The following is a 13,846-nucleotide window of genomic DNA, read 5'->3' as shown; positions in this document are numbered from 1 at the left end:
CGCATGGCGACATCCGCCACTTCGACCCGGCGCGCACGAACAGGCTTTTGCTGCAGGTGCTCACACACCTATCGGGTTAGCGGATCGGCACACCGCCTACAACCGATCCCCCTCGCCACTCCGCCGCGCAAGCGAAAACCGGGCCGATCTGTCACTCGTCGAGCGTCGGTGATCAGGTCGGGGATGCCTGATCTCCGAGGCGCCCCAGACACTCCTCGCGTCCGAGCACGGCCATGACGTCGAAGACCGGCGGAGAGGTGGCGCGCCCGGTGAGCGCAGCCCGCAAGGGCTGGGCGATCAGGCCGAGTTTGAGCGCGTTTTCCTCGGCGAAGCGGCGTACCGCGCCCTCCGTGCTGGCCGCGTTCCATTCCGGCAGGTCGGCGAGGGCCGGAAGGATCGCCGCGAGACGCTGGCGAGCTTCCTCGCTCAAGAGTGCCTTCGCCTTGTCGTCGAGCCCGAGGGGGCGCGAGGCGGTGAGGTAATAGGCGCTGTCGAGGAGCTCCACGAGGGTCTTGGCGCGCTCCTTGAGACCAGGCATCGCCATGCCGAGCTTGGCCCGAAGCTCGGGCGACAAAGCGGTGGGTAATCCGCGATCGGCAGCGAGCGCCGGAAGGATCATCTCGATCGCATCGATCAGCACGGCATCGTCCGCCCCGCGAATGTAGAGCCCGTTGAGATTCTCGAGCTTCGCGAAATCGAATCGGGCAGCCGAGCGACCGATCGACTTCAGGTCGAAGGCGGCAATCATCTCCTCGGTCGAGAACACCTCCTGATCGCCATGGCTCCAGCCCAGGCGGACGAGATAGTTGCGCAAGGCTGCGGGCAGGTAGCCGAGGTCGCGATAGGCGTCGACGCCGAGTGCCCCGTGACGCTTCGACAGTTTGGCGCCGTCAGCCCCGTGGATCAGCGGGATATGCGCCATGATCGGCGCGGACCAGCCGAGCGCGTCGTAGATCTGCCCCTGCCGGGCAGCGTTGGTGAGGTGGTCGTCGCCGCGGATCACATGGGTCACGCCCATGTCGTGATCGTCGACGACGACGGCGAGCATGTAGGTGGGATTACCGTCGGAGCGGAGCAGGACGAGATCGTCGAGATCCTTGTTGGCCCAGGTGACGCGGCCCTGGACCTGATCCTTCACCACCGTTTCGCCGTCGGACGGAGCGCGCAGGCGGATCACGGGCTTCACGCCGGCCGGCGCCTCGACCGGATCGCGGTCGCGCCAGCGACCATCGTAACGCATGGGCCGTCCTTCGGCACGGGCGGCCTCGCGCATGGCGGTGAGCTCGTCCGGCGTCGCGTAGCAATGATAGGCGTTGCCCGAGGCGAGCAGGCTTTCCGCGACCTGGCGGTGCCGATCCGCGCGGGCGAACTGGTAGACGACGTCTCCGTCCCAATCCAGGCCGAGCCAACGCAACCCCTCGAGGATCGCGTCGATGGCGCCCTGGGTGGAGCGCTCCCGGTCGGTATCCTCGATCCTCAGCAGCATGCGACCGCCGAAATGGCGGGCATAGAGCCAGTTGAAGAGCGCCGTGCGCGCTCCCCCGATATGCAGGTACCCCGTGGGGGAGGGGGCAAAACGCGTAACGACGGGTGACGACATCGGGCGGCTAAACTTGTGCGTGAAGGTGGGAGGGCGGATCGACCGGCCCGGATCGGCGCATGTAGCATGCGTTTGCTGTGACGTTAAGAAAACGTGGCGCCGAGTCGCGAGGCGGAGGCGGTTCCGCTCGTGCGGGCTCTCTCCAAAAGGGTGAGTCCTGAGGGAGACGCAGCGGCAGATGGCCCAGGCCAGCGCGCGAGCAAAGGGCGCGACGTTTGCGGGCCTGGCCCGTCTGCGATCCCCGTCGACTATGGTAGAGGCGGCAAAACGCTGGTTCGCCGGCGGGCTCGCGGAGGAATTCGAACAGCGCCGCCTGTTTCCGTGGCTCGCCGTCGCATTCGGCCTCGGCATTCTCGTCTGTTTCACCGCCACCAACGGCGAGCCATCGCTGGCGGCACCGCTCCTCGTGGCGCTCGCCCTCTCGGCCGCCGTACCGTTCCTCGGCTCCAGGCCTGTCGCCCTCGCTCTGGTTCTCGGGCTCGCCGCGTCCTTCCTCGGCTTCTCGGCCGCTGTGTTGCGCCTGCGGATCGTGGCGGCGCCCGTCCTGGCCCGGACGACCATCGCGCCGCTCACCGGCCTCGTGGAAGCCCTCGACGAGCGGGAGGTCGGTGCGCGGCTCATCGTCCTCGTGGAGAGTTTCGGCACCCTGACGCCGGATCGCCGGCCGACGCGGGTTCGCGTGTCCTACAAAAAGGCGCTCACCCTGAAGCCCGGCGATTACATCTCGGCGACGGCGCGGCTCCTGCCCCCGCCCGAGGCGGCCCGGCCCGGCGGATACGATTTCGCGCGCGATGCCTACTTTCGCGGGATCGGCGCCGTCGGCTCCCTCGTGGGCAAGATCGAGGTGAAGCCTCCGCCGAGACCCTTGCCCTGGCAGGTCTCGCTCGCCGCTGCCGTAGACGATGCGCGCAACGCGCTGACCCGGCGGATCACCGATGCCAATGGCGGGCAGGCCGGCGCGGTGGCCGCGGCCCTGGTAACGGGTAAGCGCGGCCTTATCAATGCCGAGACCAACGATGTCCTGCGCGCGGCGGGGATCTACCACGTGGTCTCGATTTCTGGGCTCCACATGGTACTCGCTGCCGGAGTGGTGTTCTGGCTCGTTCGCGCGCTCCTCGCCCTCGTCCCGGGCCTCGCCCTCATCTGGCCGATCAAGAAGATCGCCGCCGGTTTCGCCATGGTCGGCGTCACCGCCTATTGCGTCTTCTCGGGCTGGGACATCGCCGCCGAGCGGTCGCTCATCATGACCCTCGTGATGCTGGGCGCGATCCTCGTGGATCGTCCGGCGCTCAGCATGCGCAACCTCGCCCTGGCCGCGCTGATCGCCCTCGCGCGCGAGCCCGACGGACTTCTCGGCCCGAGCTTCCAAATGTCTTTCGGCGCGGTGGCCGGCCTCATCGCCTGCGCTGGCACGCTCAATCGTTGGATGCCGCCACGCGAAGGCGATAGCCTAGTGGGGCGCGCATGGCGGTTCCTCGCCGTCGCGGTCCTTGGCACCTTGGCGACGACCATGGTGGCCCAGATCGCGACGGCGCCGTTCGCGACCTATCATTTCCAGACTGTCCAGCCGTTCGGCATCGTCGGCAACGCCCTGACCTTGCCCCTCGTATCTCTGGCGGTGATGCCGGCGGCGGTGCTCGGAATCCTCGTCTATCCCTTTGCCCTCGATCAGCCGGTCTGGTGGGCCATGGGGTTCGCGGTACGGGGGATGCTCACGATCTCCGGGTGGATCAGCGGGTTTGGCCACGCCACCCTCGTCGTTCCGGCCTATGGCAGCACGGCCCTCTGCCTGCTGGCCCTCGCCCTGCTCCTGCTGACGCTCCCCGTGTCGGGGCTGCGCTGGATCGGACTCGCTCCGGCCGCTCTCGGCGTCGCCCTCGCCGCCACACCACCGCGCTACGACCTCTACATCGATCGGGAGGGTGGGGGCGCGGCCCTGCGCGACCTTGACGGCCGACTGGCCATCCTCGGAAACCCGCCCGCGTTCGTCCTCGAACAATGGCTCAAGGCGGACGGCGATTCTCGGAAGGCCGGTGCCATATCTGCCTCCACGAAAAGCCGTTGCGATACGGTCGGCTGCACCGCAGGGACGGAGACGCGGCGCATCGTGGCGCTCGTCAAGGACAAGCGGGCCTTTGCAGAGGATTGTGAGAGGGCAAACATCATCATAGCCCGCCGCGACGCTCCCAAAGGATGCCGCGCCGGCCTCATCGTCGATCGGGCGTTCCTGGCGGAGCGGGGGGCGACTGCCGTTCGCTTCGGGCCGGACGGTCCTGTCGCGACATCGGCACGCGTACCGAACGTCGGGGCTCCATGGCGACGGGCCATGGGTGATGCCTCGCCTGTGCCCTCTACACCGGCCGAGATCGCGAAACCATCGGATCCCGAGATAGACGAAGGCGACCTATTGCCGGACACGCCCTCGGATCGGCCTCAGTAGCGGCGGACGAGGCTGACCAGGCGACCCTGGATCTGTACGCGGTCGGGACCCAGCACCCTCGTCTCATAGGCGGGGTTGGCGGCCTCCAGGGCGATGGAGGAACCGCGACGACGCAGGCGTTTCAGAGTGGCTTCCTCATCGTCGATGAGGGCCACGATGATGTCCCCCGTATTCGCGGTGTCCTGCTTCTTGATCACCACCAGATCGCCGTCGAGAATACCCGCTTCGATCATCGAATCGCCGCGCACCTCAAGAGCATAATGCTCGCCCCCCGACAGGAAGTCGGGAGACAGCGTGACCGAGTGACTTTGATTCTGGATCGCCGAGATCGGCGTACCGGCCGCGATCCGGCCCATGACTGGGATGGTGATGGCCCGGCCGGTCTCGTCCTGAGCCTGGGTCGTGGGCTGGCGCATGGATGGCGTCGCTTTGGACCGTCCGCCTTCGACGACGCTGGGCGTAAAACGGCGGACTTCGCCAGCGGGAGCCGGCTTCGGCGCGGGGGCGCCGGTCAGGCTTTCGGGCATCCGGATCACCTCGATCGCCCTGGCCCTATTCGGCAGGCGCCGCAGGAACCCACGCTCTTCGAGGGCCGTGATCAGCCGGTGGATGCCCGATTTCGACTTGAGATCGAGTGCGTCCTTCATCTCGTCGAACGACGGCGGGACGCCACTCTCCTGCATTCTCTGCTGAATGAATTGGAGAAGATCCAGCTGCTTACGCGTCAACATACAGATCACTCTTCCACCGAAGCCAATGGCCGCGACTAACGCCGCCGAAACAAAACACGAACACGGTAGACGTTCTGGAAGTGTTCTGCAAGGGTTCCGTTAACGCGATGGTAGAGTTTGTTCCTCGGCTGAAATTCGCCGCCATCCCGGCACCGGAACTCGGCTGCCGGTTCGCACCTCGCAAGTTCGTTCGATCCCGACACCATCCGATCCCGAGGGCTGTTCGCCCCGGCGTGGTCGTTCAATAGAGACGGTGCCACCGGTTGCCGGCTTCGCCTGAGAATCGGGAATCCGGCTCGACCGCAGCGACGGACCGGCGAGCCGATACAGCACCCTCAATCCGACCGGAGCCGGATGTCCTGGCTCATTCGCCGACCTCGATGGTCGCAGCGACCAAAAACCGGCGACGATGCCGTTCAGTCGAGATAGTCGCCGTACTTCTCCACATGGCTAGCGAGCCCGAGGCCGTGCTCGCGCACGAGGCGTTCGGCCAGTTCCGCATCGCGCGCCTCGAGCGCCTTGATGATCGCCACGTGTTCCTTGATCGAGTTGGCGGCGCGGTCGCCCTGGCGCATGGCCGTGTTGCGGATTCCGCGAACATGCATGAGGAGATTGCTCGTGATGTCCTTGATCACATCGCACTGGCCCAGCGAAATGATCTTCTGATGGAAGCGGATATTGGCTTCCGAATACTCGTCGAGATGATCCGACGGACGACCCTCGTAAAACTCCGGGAAATGCTCGCGCAGGCAGTGCAACTGCTCGTCTGTGGCTCGCTCGCAGGCGAGGCGAGCGGCCATGCTCTCCAGGGCCGACCAAGCCTGGATCATGCTGACGATCTCCTTCTTCGACTTCTTTATCACGAAGACGCCGCGCCGGGCCTCGAACCGTACGAAACCTTCCTGCTCGAGTACCGTCAGCGCTTCGCGCACCGGGGTGCGGCTCACTCCCAGGTTGAGAGACAGCTTCCTCTCGTCGAGCCTCACCTCCTCGCGCTGATTATAGATGTTCATATTCGTAATTGCCTCCTTGAGCGCGTCGTAGGCCAATGCACGCAAGCTCGAAGTCGCCACGATGGGTTTTACTTGAAACGTATCCGTCTTAACCATTTTTAACACCTAGAATGATTTCAACTCGCACACAGGGTCGAGCACACTTGGTGTGAAGCATGCCAAACCCGCGTTCGAAATACAAGGAACGCTTCGGGTCAAAGAAATCCTTCAGCGCAAGAATAGGAACACCTCTTGTCCAAGCAATCTGGAGGACATGCATTCGGTCGCTGAGGCCGCGGTCATGCGGCGCTCGCCATCCTCCCGTTCGTTTCGGCGCCGTACGCTCGCTGAAGCGCGGCCAAACCGGCAAGATCCTGCAAAACTGTTTGACAGTTGGTATTTGGTATGCCACCAACTATCAGCAGATCGGGGGGATATGACCGGCTCGCAGACCGGTAAGAGCGAGGTCCGGACGATGCTTCCAGCGGGTTGGCGGTGGTATCCCAGCACATCGTCGACAGAGAAATATGCATTATAAATCGAGATGCGCCGTGATGGTTGGTTCGAAAAGCGCCGGTAGAGCCTACAAGGTCAGCATGAGCTGTTTGCTTGAAGAGGTCATAATTTTTTCGGTCTGACTTAAGAAAAATACAGGTTCGCCGAGACCTGTGGTCGCGGACGCCCTCGCCTCGCGATGGGGACGTCACCTCGTCGGCCCGCCTGCCCAGCGGGTCGCAAATCATAACAAAAGAGCGAAGAATCAGGGAGAGAACACGATGTCCGCTTTGGCCCAGAGAATTGATGTCGACGTTTCGGCAGAGCCTGAGCTCACCGATGGCTTTCATCTCGTCATCGATGCGTTGAAGCTCAACGATATTCATACGATCTACGGTGTGCCCGGCATTCCGATCACCGATCTCGGTCGTCTCGCCCAGGCGGCGGGCATGCGTGTCATCTCCTTCCGCCATGAGCAGCATGCCGGCAATGCGGCCGCCATAGCGGGCTTCCTCACGAAGAAGCCCGGTATCTGTCTCACGGTTTCCGCCCCCGGCTTCCTCAACGGTCTGACGGCGCTCGCCAACGCCACCACCAATTGCTTCCCGATGATCCTCATCTCCGGCTCGTCCGAGCGCGAGATCGTCGACCTGCAGCAGGGCGATTACGAGGAGATGGATCAGCTTGCCATCGCCAAGCCGCTGTGCAAGGCGGCCTTCCGCGTGCTTCACGCCGCCGATATCGGCATCGCCGTCGCCCGTGCCATCCGCGCGGCCGTGTCCGGCCGCCCAGGCGGCGTCTATCTCGACCTTCCCGCCAAACTATTCAGCCAGGTGATGGAGGCAGAGGCCGGCGCCAAATCCCTGGTCAAGGTCATCGATGCGGCCCCGGCGCAGCTGCCGGCCCCCTCCGCGATCAAGCGCGCACTCGATGTCCTGAAGAGCGCCAAACGCCCCCTCATCGTTCTTGGAAAGGGCGCGGCCTATGCGCAGGCCGACGACGAGGTCCGGGCTCTCGTGGAGACCAGTGGCATCCCCTATGTGCCGATGAGCATGGCCAAGGGCCTCCTGCCCGACACCCATCCGCAATCGGCCGGTGCCGCCCGGTCGCTCGTCCTCAAGGAGGCCGATGTCGTGCTGCTGGTGGGCGCGCGCCTCAACTGGCTGCTCTCCCACGGCAAGGGCAAGACCTGGGGCGCCCCCGGCTCGAAGAAGTTCATCCAGATCGACATCGAGCCGAAAGAGATGGACTCCAATGTCGAGATCGTTGCCCCCATCGTCGGCGATATCGGCTCCTGCGTGACCGCGCTCCTCGACGGCATGAAGGGCGACTGGCACGCGCCGCCGACATCCTGGACCGATGCCATCTCCGCCAAGAAGGAGGAGAATCTTGCCAAGATGGCGTCGAAGCTGCGCAAGAACTCCACGCCGATGGACTTCCACGGCGCGCTCGGTGCGCTGAAGACCATCATCGCCGAGCGGCCGGACGCGATCCTCGTCAACGAGGGCGCCAATACCCTCGATCTGGCGCGTGGCATCATCGACATGTACCAGCCGCGCAAGCGACTCGATGTCGGCACCTGGGGCATCATGGGCATCGGCATGGGTTTCGCCATCGCCGCCGCCGTGGAAACGGGCAAGCCCGTCCTCGCCGTCGAGGGCGATAGCGCCTTCGGCTTCTCCGGCATGGAGGTGGAAACCATCTGCCGGTACAACCTGCCGGTCTGCATCGTCGTGTTCAACAACAACGGCATCTATCGCGGCACCGATACGGACCCGACCGGCCGCGATCCAGGAACGACCGTCTTCGTCCAGGATTCCCGTTACGACAAAATGATGGAGGCCTTCGGCGGCGTGGGCGTCAACGCGACGACGCCGGACGAGCTTTCCCAGGCCGTCAACGCAGCCATGGATTCGGGTCGCCCGACCCTCATCAACGCGGTCATCGACCCCCAGGCCGGCACCGAGAGCGGCAATATCGGCAGCCTCAACCCGCAGAGCGCAGTGAAAAAGAAGAAGTAGGCCGTCGGTCCCTCCGGCCGCTCCCGCGTCAGCGACGCAGGGGCGGTCGGCGCCCAATCCGCCGAACGCCCTTCAACGCGGAAGAGCCCCATGAATGCCCTCGAAGGCGTGAAGATCCTCGACTTCACCCATGTCCAATCCGGCCCGACCTGTACCCAGCTCCTGGCCTGGTTCGGCGCGGACGTGATCAAGGTCGAGCGTCCGGGCGTTGGCGACGCGACACGCCAGCAGCTCCAAGACATTCCCGATGTGGACAGCCTCTATTTCACGATGCTGAATCACAACAAGCGGTCCATCACCCTCGACACCAAGAACCCCAAGGGGATCGAGGTGATGTGGCGTATGGTGAAAGAGTGCGACGTTCTCGTGGAGAACTTCGCGCCGGGCGCTCTCGCCCGGATGGGCCTGACCTGGGAGGCGATTCATGAAGCCAACCCGCGCATGATCCTCGCCTCGGTGAAGGGGTTCGGACCGGGCGCCTACGAGAATTGCAAGGTCTATGAGAACGTCGCCCAATGCGTGGGAGGTGCCGCCTCCACCACGGGGTTCCGCACCGATATCCCGATGGTGTCCGGCGCTCAGATCGGAGATTCCGGCACCGGCCTTCATCTGGCCCTCGGCATCGTCACGGCGCTTTACCAGCGGACCCATTCGGGCCTTGGCCAGAAGGTCGATTGCGCCATGCAGGATGGCGTCCTCAACCTCTGCCGGGTCAAGCTGCGCGACCAGCAGCGGCTGGAGCGCGGGCCGCTCGAGGAATACAGCCAGTACGGGGAGGGGATCGGTTTCGGCGATTCCGTGCCGCGCGCGGGTAACGATTCCGGTGGCGGCCAGCCGGGTCGCATCCTGAAGTGCAAGGGATGGGAGACCGATCCCAACGCCTACATCTACTTCATAGCACAAGGCGCGGTCTGGGAGCCGATCTGCGACGTCATCGGCGAGCCGACCTGGAAGACCCATCCCGATTACGCGACGCCGAAAGCGCGCCTGCCGCATCTGAACGAAATCTTCACGCGGGTCGAAGCCTGGACGATGTCGAAGACCAAGTTCGAGGCGATGGAAACGCTCAACGCGCTGCACGTCCCCTGCGGCCCGATCCTTTCGATGAAGGAGATCGCGGAGGACGAGTCGCTGCGAAAATCCGGCACCGTGGTCGAGGTCGACCATCCGGAGCGCGGGAAATACTTGACCGTAGGAAACCCGATCCGACTTTCGGCGAGTCAGGTCGAGGTCAAGCGCTCGCCCCTGCTGGGCGAGCATACGGACGAGATCCTGCGCGACGTCCTCGGCTATTCCGAGAACGACCGGCTCAAGATCTCGGAATCAGGGGCGATCGGCGCAGTCCAGAGGATCGCCGCCGAATGATCCGCTCCTGAACGAAGCGCGAGCCGGCTGTCTCAACATCCTGGCTCGCGCGCACGACGTGAAACTCCTCCCAACTCAGCGCGGTGTCGGCCTCGGGCCCGATGCCGCGCTCTTTCGTCCACGGGTGGTCGATCAGGCGATGCCGGTGAATCGCCCGGCCGAACCGCCCACGTAACCGCGGCTCTCGGAACCGGTCTTGTCGGGGCGCACCGACAGGAGATCGGCGGCTTTCACCACGAGAACGACCTGAAGAGCGATCATGCAGAGAACGGCGGCGAAGATAGTGACGAGCATGGTGGGCTCCCGATGGCGCGTTGCAACATCGTGATGCCATGGTGCGACGCAAACTGATATATCACATTCCTTCGACCAAGCATGTCTCGGACGCATGCTGAAATTGGTTGCAGCCGGGAGCCGGCGTCGGGCGCATCCGCCAAAGCCACTTTTTCATGTGATCGCGGGACTGAGAGGCATTCGCCGGCCGACAGTCAGGACCTGGCCGCGTCGCCCCACCGGCCCAGCGTGTGGGTGTCCTCCGGTCGAAGCCATTCTCCTGGTTCCGCGATGGCCGGACAATGGTCCGCTACGCCCATGAGGACCAAGGCCGCCTGCACGTCAGGGTCCTCGGCCGCGCGTGAGACGGCGTCCGCGGAGAGATGGGATAGGCGGCCGCTTTCGAGCCGCGCATAGACCCGCCCCGTTCCGTGATCGGCGAATCGGATCGTCGTCATCCGGCGCACGCAATCGCGCAGGAAGCTCATGTTCTGTTGAGCTTCCATCGAGCCGGCGGCTGCATAGACCTCCTCGGCCGACCGCGCGGAGATATCGATCTTGCGGTACCGATCGATGTCGAAGATGAATTTCAGGTCGAGGATGGTCATCGCGCCGTTGATGCCGAAGGCAATCGTTCTCGGCCGCTCACCCTCCGGCACGCTGTTGTCGAGAAACTCGAAATGGACCTGCTTGTCCGTTCTCAAGGCCCAGGTGAAAAACAGGCGCGGCATGCCGGTATAGGCTTCGACATTGTGGGCGAGCAGATCCTCCACCGCCTTGTAGCGGCCGAACTGTTCGCCGCGCTTCCAAGCCCGCTCCACCGTAGCCTCCGGCGGCGTGATCATGAACTGCATGTAGACGCTGTGACCGAAGCGGGTCAGGAGCTGGCTGCCGCTCTCGGCGCCGGCATCGACGGTGAAGCTGTCGAAACGAAACCGGTCGATCAGCAGATGCGAAATGCGGCCTTCGGCAGCCTTCACCGCCATATGCCGGTCGAGCTTGCGATCGATGATCTCGACCTCTCGCCCTGTCAGGGTCCCGGCATAGCGCCGCGCCGGACCGAGGCTGTCGTAATCGAGCAGGAACTTGCGCCAGACGTCCGGCGTGATCACCGCGAAATCCGATTCATCGAGGCCGAGCCGCCCGGCAAGCGCCCTCTGATAGGGCCGGATCGTGCTCTTGCCCGATGCCGAGGCACCCTTGACGTTCATGACCACCGGCCGGGCCTGGGCCTTCAGCACCTGGTAGCCCTGGCTGGCGACGACGTCGCGAACCCATGGCTCGATCAGCTGTCCGATCCGGCTGCTGCCATATTGGTTCGAAACGAGCGTGCAGGCGAGACGTGAGAGAAGCGCCTTGTCGCGGATGAGGAAACCGCGCCGGCTGACGATACTCGTCACCACCTGACGCATTGCCGTGCAGGCCGCCGCCTCGATGGGTTCAGGCGCTGCCGCACATCGGGCTTGCCATGCGTCGAGATGCAGGAGTGCAGACTGCTCCGGTGTGAGAGTTACCCCCCGGCACCCTGCATGTCCGGACGAGCCGAGGATCGTCTGCCACAAGGACGCCCGTATCCTGACCGGTTTCTCCGGACCTTTCGACAGGAACATCGCGGAAAGTTCCCGCTCGAGGACCTGCGTCGCATCGCTTCGAACGCGGTCGAGCAGGTCAGAGATCTCATCCTCATGGGACGCGATTCCGTCGCGCAGGATGGTGCCGACCATGGCGCGGAAATTCACTCCGAGATCGCCATAGGTCCGGCCGACCGGAACCGACAGGTCGGCCATGACACGGATGAGAACTTCGTGGACGACGAGGCGCTCTGCCCGGAACCGGACCAGTTGCATCAGCGGAAGCCCGCTAACGTCCATCATCTCGCGAGCGTCCGCGAGGGTGGTCTCGACATTGTCGGGCCGGTGGATCGTCTCCAGGGCGAGGAACGCCCTGGGCAGGTTCGATTCGAGACCCGGATTCCAAGGGCCGTCTTCTTCCCGTGACCTTGGCTCAGCCAGATCCGCGATTCTGCTCTCCGGGATGGACATGACCGACCGCTCCGAGATTCAGCACCTTCGCTGGCGGTCGGGCGTCGTCGTCAAGAAATCCAGCTCGCCTGAACTTACGCGACAGCTGCCTCGTCAATGGCCTCGAGACGCAGTTGATAGCGGTCCCCCCAGAGGACTCCCGCCTTCTCGTACCAATCCGCGTCGAAGAACAGCTTGGCGCAGAACTCGCTCTGCCAGATACAGACGGCGATGACCCTGGAATCGATCACTTTTACATGTCGGCTGATAAGACCGCGTGTGATGCCCGCCGAGGGACACATGTCCATGCTGGTCATCCCATTGGGAGATTCACCACCGAAGATGACGGGACATTCAAGAATGGCCAAGTAACGCATCGCTGCTAACCCTGTTGTCCACGAGATGCGCAGGGCCGGTCTGTTGCCGACCGGCACGATCTCGTAGCGTCTCCCTGCCTCGATACCCAGTCTGAATCGCGCCTCGTTCGAAGGCCGAAATGCCTGGGCACCTTGGATAAATTTTGAATGCAAAACGGGTGTGGGTCAATGATCATGCGCAGGATATCTTGTCCTGCGGTTGCGATACGTTTGTTTTGCGCTGCAATACTACAATACGAAGATCGATTGCGCATAACCTAGTCTGCGGCACCAGGGGCTACAATTGTGGGTTGGTTACGATCCCGGCACTGAATACGCGTTCATGCTCCGGCCTCGGCCGGTCCACCGCCTGCGGACATCTCATCGACGCAGTTCCAGATGCTCTGGACCTCTGTGAGGACGAAACCATCCGTCACCGCGAGATGATCGGTTTTGTGGGCGCAGAACTGCTTCAGCCTGTCGGCCCGGGACATTCCGACGTCGACGGAGGTGAAATCCTCTTTCGCCAGCATCCAAACGAGGTTGTCCAGCGCTTCGAGACCGCGCGCCCCCATGGCGCGGAAGATCTCACGCTCGGTGACGATCCCGATGATGGCTCCATCTGTCGGACGATCACCGTCGATCACGACGAGGGCCTCGACTCCAGGACTGCGCAGCAACCGCAATGCGTCCCTCACCGACCGATCCATGCGGATATACTGGAGTCGGGCCGCGCCATTGCCGGTCCACTGGCTGGCTTCCATGGCGTCGCCTCCCTCATGGATCGCTTGTTGGAGGAAGACTCTGGTATGCAGAATACCTATTGTCAATGAAAGAAATAGAACTATTGTGCCGGTGCCTGGACCGGGAAGAGCGCCACCCTCGATTCCATCGATGGGTGGCGCCTGAGAACCGTGGCGTGGGGAATCCCCAGGGGCAGGATCCAGGCGTACGGATGGACCCACCGCACGTATCTTCGTTTCCAGCTAATGACGTGTCTGCCTGTCTCCGATTTGAGATCCAGGCGGTTTCCGTTCGCGTGTAACGTAATATGAACGAACGAGCATGGCGAGTTGGTGTTCGACCATTAGTGTTGTTTCTATTGCATGGCTCACATCGAACTTTGTCCGATTTGATGATATCTTGAAAATAATCCCTGTTTGCTGCGTTGCGGAATCGATTTTTCTGTATCTCGCTCTTGACGAGCCGACACGTCCGAGAGAGGCTGGTATTCCACATACCAGAATGTCGGCAGCGCCAATGGCCGGCTTTCTCCAGGATCAGATGCCGGTCAACCGGCTCCAATGCCTCGAATGATGCACAATAGAACAACGTGGAGGACGCGATGACGAGGGCGGAAACAACGACCGGGCGAGTATCCGATGGATACCGCTGGGGTCAGCTGGTGATCGGCGTGATCTGCATGGTGATGATCGCCAACCTACAATACGGCTGGACGTTCTTCGTCCCCGACATCCAGAAGAAGTTCGGCTTCGACCGGGCGGCGATCCAGTGGGCCTTCACCCTGTTCGTGCTGTTCGAGACCTGGCTG

General features: G+C 63.5%; 10 protein-coding genes and 1 pseudogene. 4 read left to right on the top strand and 7 right to left on the bottom strand.

Going from position 1 to position 13,846, the window contains the following annotated elements:
- Window positions 1-172: 172 nt before the first annotated feature.
- Complete coding sequence (gene gltX / locus ASF26_RS07910; protein WP_056251877.1) at window positions 173-1,600, bottom strand: glutamate--tRNA ligase; 1,428 nt, start codon at window positions 1,598-1,600, stop codon at window positions 173-175.
- A 178-nt stretch (window positions 1,601-1,778) separates the two neighbouring features.
- Here gltX and ASF26_RS07905 point away from each other — a divergent pair, with 178 nt between their 5' ends.
- Window positions 1,779-4,040 (top strand): ComEC/Rec2 family competence protein, encoded by a 2,262-nt coding sequence (locus ASF26_RS07905; RefSeq protein WP_056251874.1) that lies wholly within the window; start codon window positions 1,779-1,781, stop codon window positions 4,038-4,040.
- Here ASF26_RS07905 and lexA read toward each other — a convergent pair.
- Together lexA and ASF26_RS07895 are read right to left on the bottom strand one after the other, a co-directional pair.
- Window positions 4,034-4,771 carry a transcriptional repressor LexA gene (lexA, locus tag ASF26_RS07900; RefSeq protein ID WP_056251872.1) on the bottom strand — a complete coding sequence of 246 codons (738 nt, stop codon included), beginning with the start codon at window positions 4,769-4,771 and terminating at the stop codon, window positions 4,034-4,036. The two genes, ASF26_RS07905 and lexA, sit on opposite strands and share 7 nt — an antisense overlap.
- Before the next feature lie 416 nt (window positions 4,772-5,187).
- Window positions 5,188-5,880: a GntR family transcriptional regulator gene (locus ASF26_RS07895; protein ID WP_026176100.1), complete on the bottom strand. Its 693-nt coding sequence runs from the start codon at window positions 5,878-5,880 to the stop codon at window positions 5,188-5,190.
- A gap of 659 nt (window positions 5,881-6,539) precedes the next feature.
- On the opposite strand from ASF26_RS07895, the gene oxc reads away from it, so the two are divergent.
- Together oxc and frc are read left to right on the top strand one after the other, a co-directional pair.
- Window positions 6,540-8,279 carry an oxalyl-CoA decarboxylase gene (oxc, locus tag ASF26_RS07890; protein WP_056251869.1) on the top strand — a complete coding sequence of 580 codons (1,740 nt, stop codon included), beginning with the start codon at window positions 6,540-6,542 and terminating at the stop codon, window positions 8,277-8,279.
- A gap of 90 nt (window positions 8,280-8,369) precedes the next feature.
- Entirely contained in the window at window positions 8,370-9,644 is a 1,275-nt protein-coding gene (gene frc / locus ASF26_RS07885) for a formyl-CoA transferase (RefSeq protein ID WP_056251866.1), read from the top strand.
- A gap of 132 nt (window positions 9,645-9,776) precedes the next feature.
- On the opposite strand, the gene ASF26_RS23080 is transcribed toward frc, so the two are convergent.
- From ASF26_RS23080 to ASF26_RS07870, 4 genes are all read right to left on the bottom strand, one after another.
- Window positions 9,777-9,938 (bottom strand): hypothetical protein, encoded by a 162-nt coding sequence (locus tag ASF26_RS23080; protein ID WP_018044761.1) that lies wholly within the window; start codon window positions 9,936-9,938, stop codon window positions 9,777-9,779.
- A 194-nt stretch (window positions 9,939-10,132) separates the two neighbouring features.
- Entirely contained in the window at window positions 10,133-11,959 is a 1,827-nt protein-coding gene (locus tag ASF26_RS07880) for a zeta toxin family protein (protein ID WP_056251863.1), read from the bottom strand.
- A gap of 74 nt (window positions 11,960-12,033) precedes the next feature.
- On the bottom strand, window positions 12,034-12,372 hold the full coding sequence (locus tag ASF26_RS07875; RefSeq protein ID WP_244475872.1) for a hypothetical protein: 339 nt from the start codon (window positions 12,370-12,372) through the stop codon (window positions 12,034-12,036).
- 263 nt (window positions 12,373-12,635) lie between these two features.
- Window positions 12,636-13,058 (bottom strand): CBS domain-containing protein, encoded by a 423-nt coding sequence (locus ASF26_RS07870; RefSeq protein ID WP_056251860.1) that lies wholly within the window; start codon window positions 13,056-13,058, stop codon window positions 12,636-12,638.
- Between the two features lie 581 nt (window positions 13,059-13,639).
- Between ASF26_RS07870 and ASF26_RS21925 the strand changes: the two are divergent.
- Window positions 13,640-13,846, top strand: a pseudogene (locus ASF26_RS21925) (oxalate/formate MFS antiporter); the annotation flags it as partial.

This window comes from Methylobacterium sp. Leaf93 (assembly GCF_001422345.1).
Taxonomy (GTDB): Bacteria; Pseudomonadota; Alphaproteobacteria; order Rhizobiales; family Beijerinckiaceae; genus Methylobacterium; species Methylobacterium bullatum.
This window is presented reverse-complemented; position numbering and strand designations above follow the sequence as displayed.

Coding starts and splice junctions, on each gene's coding strand:
- oxc (WP_056251869.1), top strand. CDS start 6,540: ATGTCCGCTTTGGCCCAGAGAATTGATGTCGACGTTTCGGCAGAGCCT.
- ASF26_RS07905 (WP_056251874.1), top strand. CDS start 1,779: ATGGCCCAGGCCAGCGCGCGAGCAAAGGGCGCGACGTTTGCGGGCCTG.
- ASF26_RS23080 (WP_018044761.1), bottom strand. CDS start 9,938: ATGCTCGTCACTATCTTCGCCGCCGTTCTCTGCATGATCGCTCTTCAG.
- ASF26_RS07895 (WP_026176100.1), bottom strand. CDS start 5,880: ATGGTTAAGACGGATACGTTTCAAGTAAAACCCATCGTGGCGACTTCG.
- ASF26_RS07870 (WP_056251860.1), bottom strand. CDS start 13,058: ATGGAAGCCAGCCAGTGGACCGGCAATGGCGCGGCCCGACTCCAGTAT.
- gltX (WP_056251877.1), bottom strand. CDS start 1,600: ATGTCGTCACCCGTCGTTACGCGTTTTGCCCCCTCCCCCACGGGGTAC.
- ASF26_RS07880 (WP_056251863.1), bottom strand. CDS start 11,959: ATGTCCATCCCGGAGAGCAGAATCGCGGATCTGGCTGAGCCAAGGTCA.
- lexA (WP_056251872.1), bottom strand. CDS start 4,771: ATGTTGACGCGTAAGCAGCTGGATCTTCTCCAATTCATTCAGCAGAGA.
- frc (WP_056251866.1), top strand. CDS start 8,370: ATGAATGCCCTCGAAGGCGTGAAGATCCTCGACTTCACCCATGTCCAA.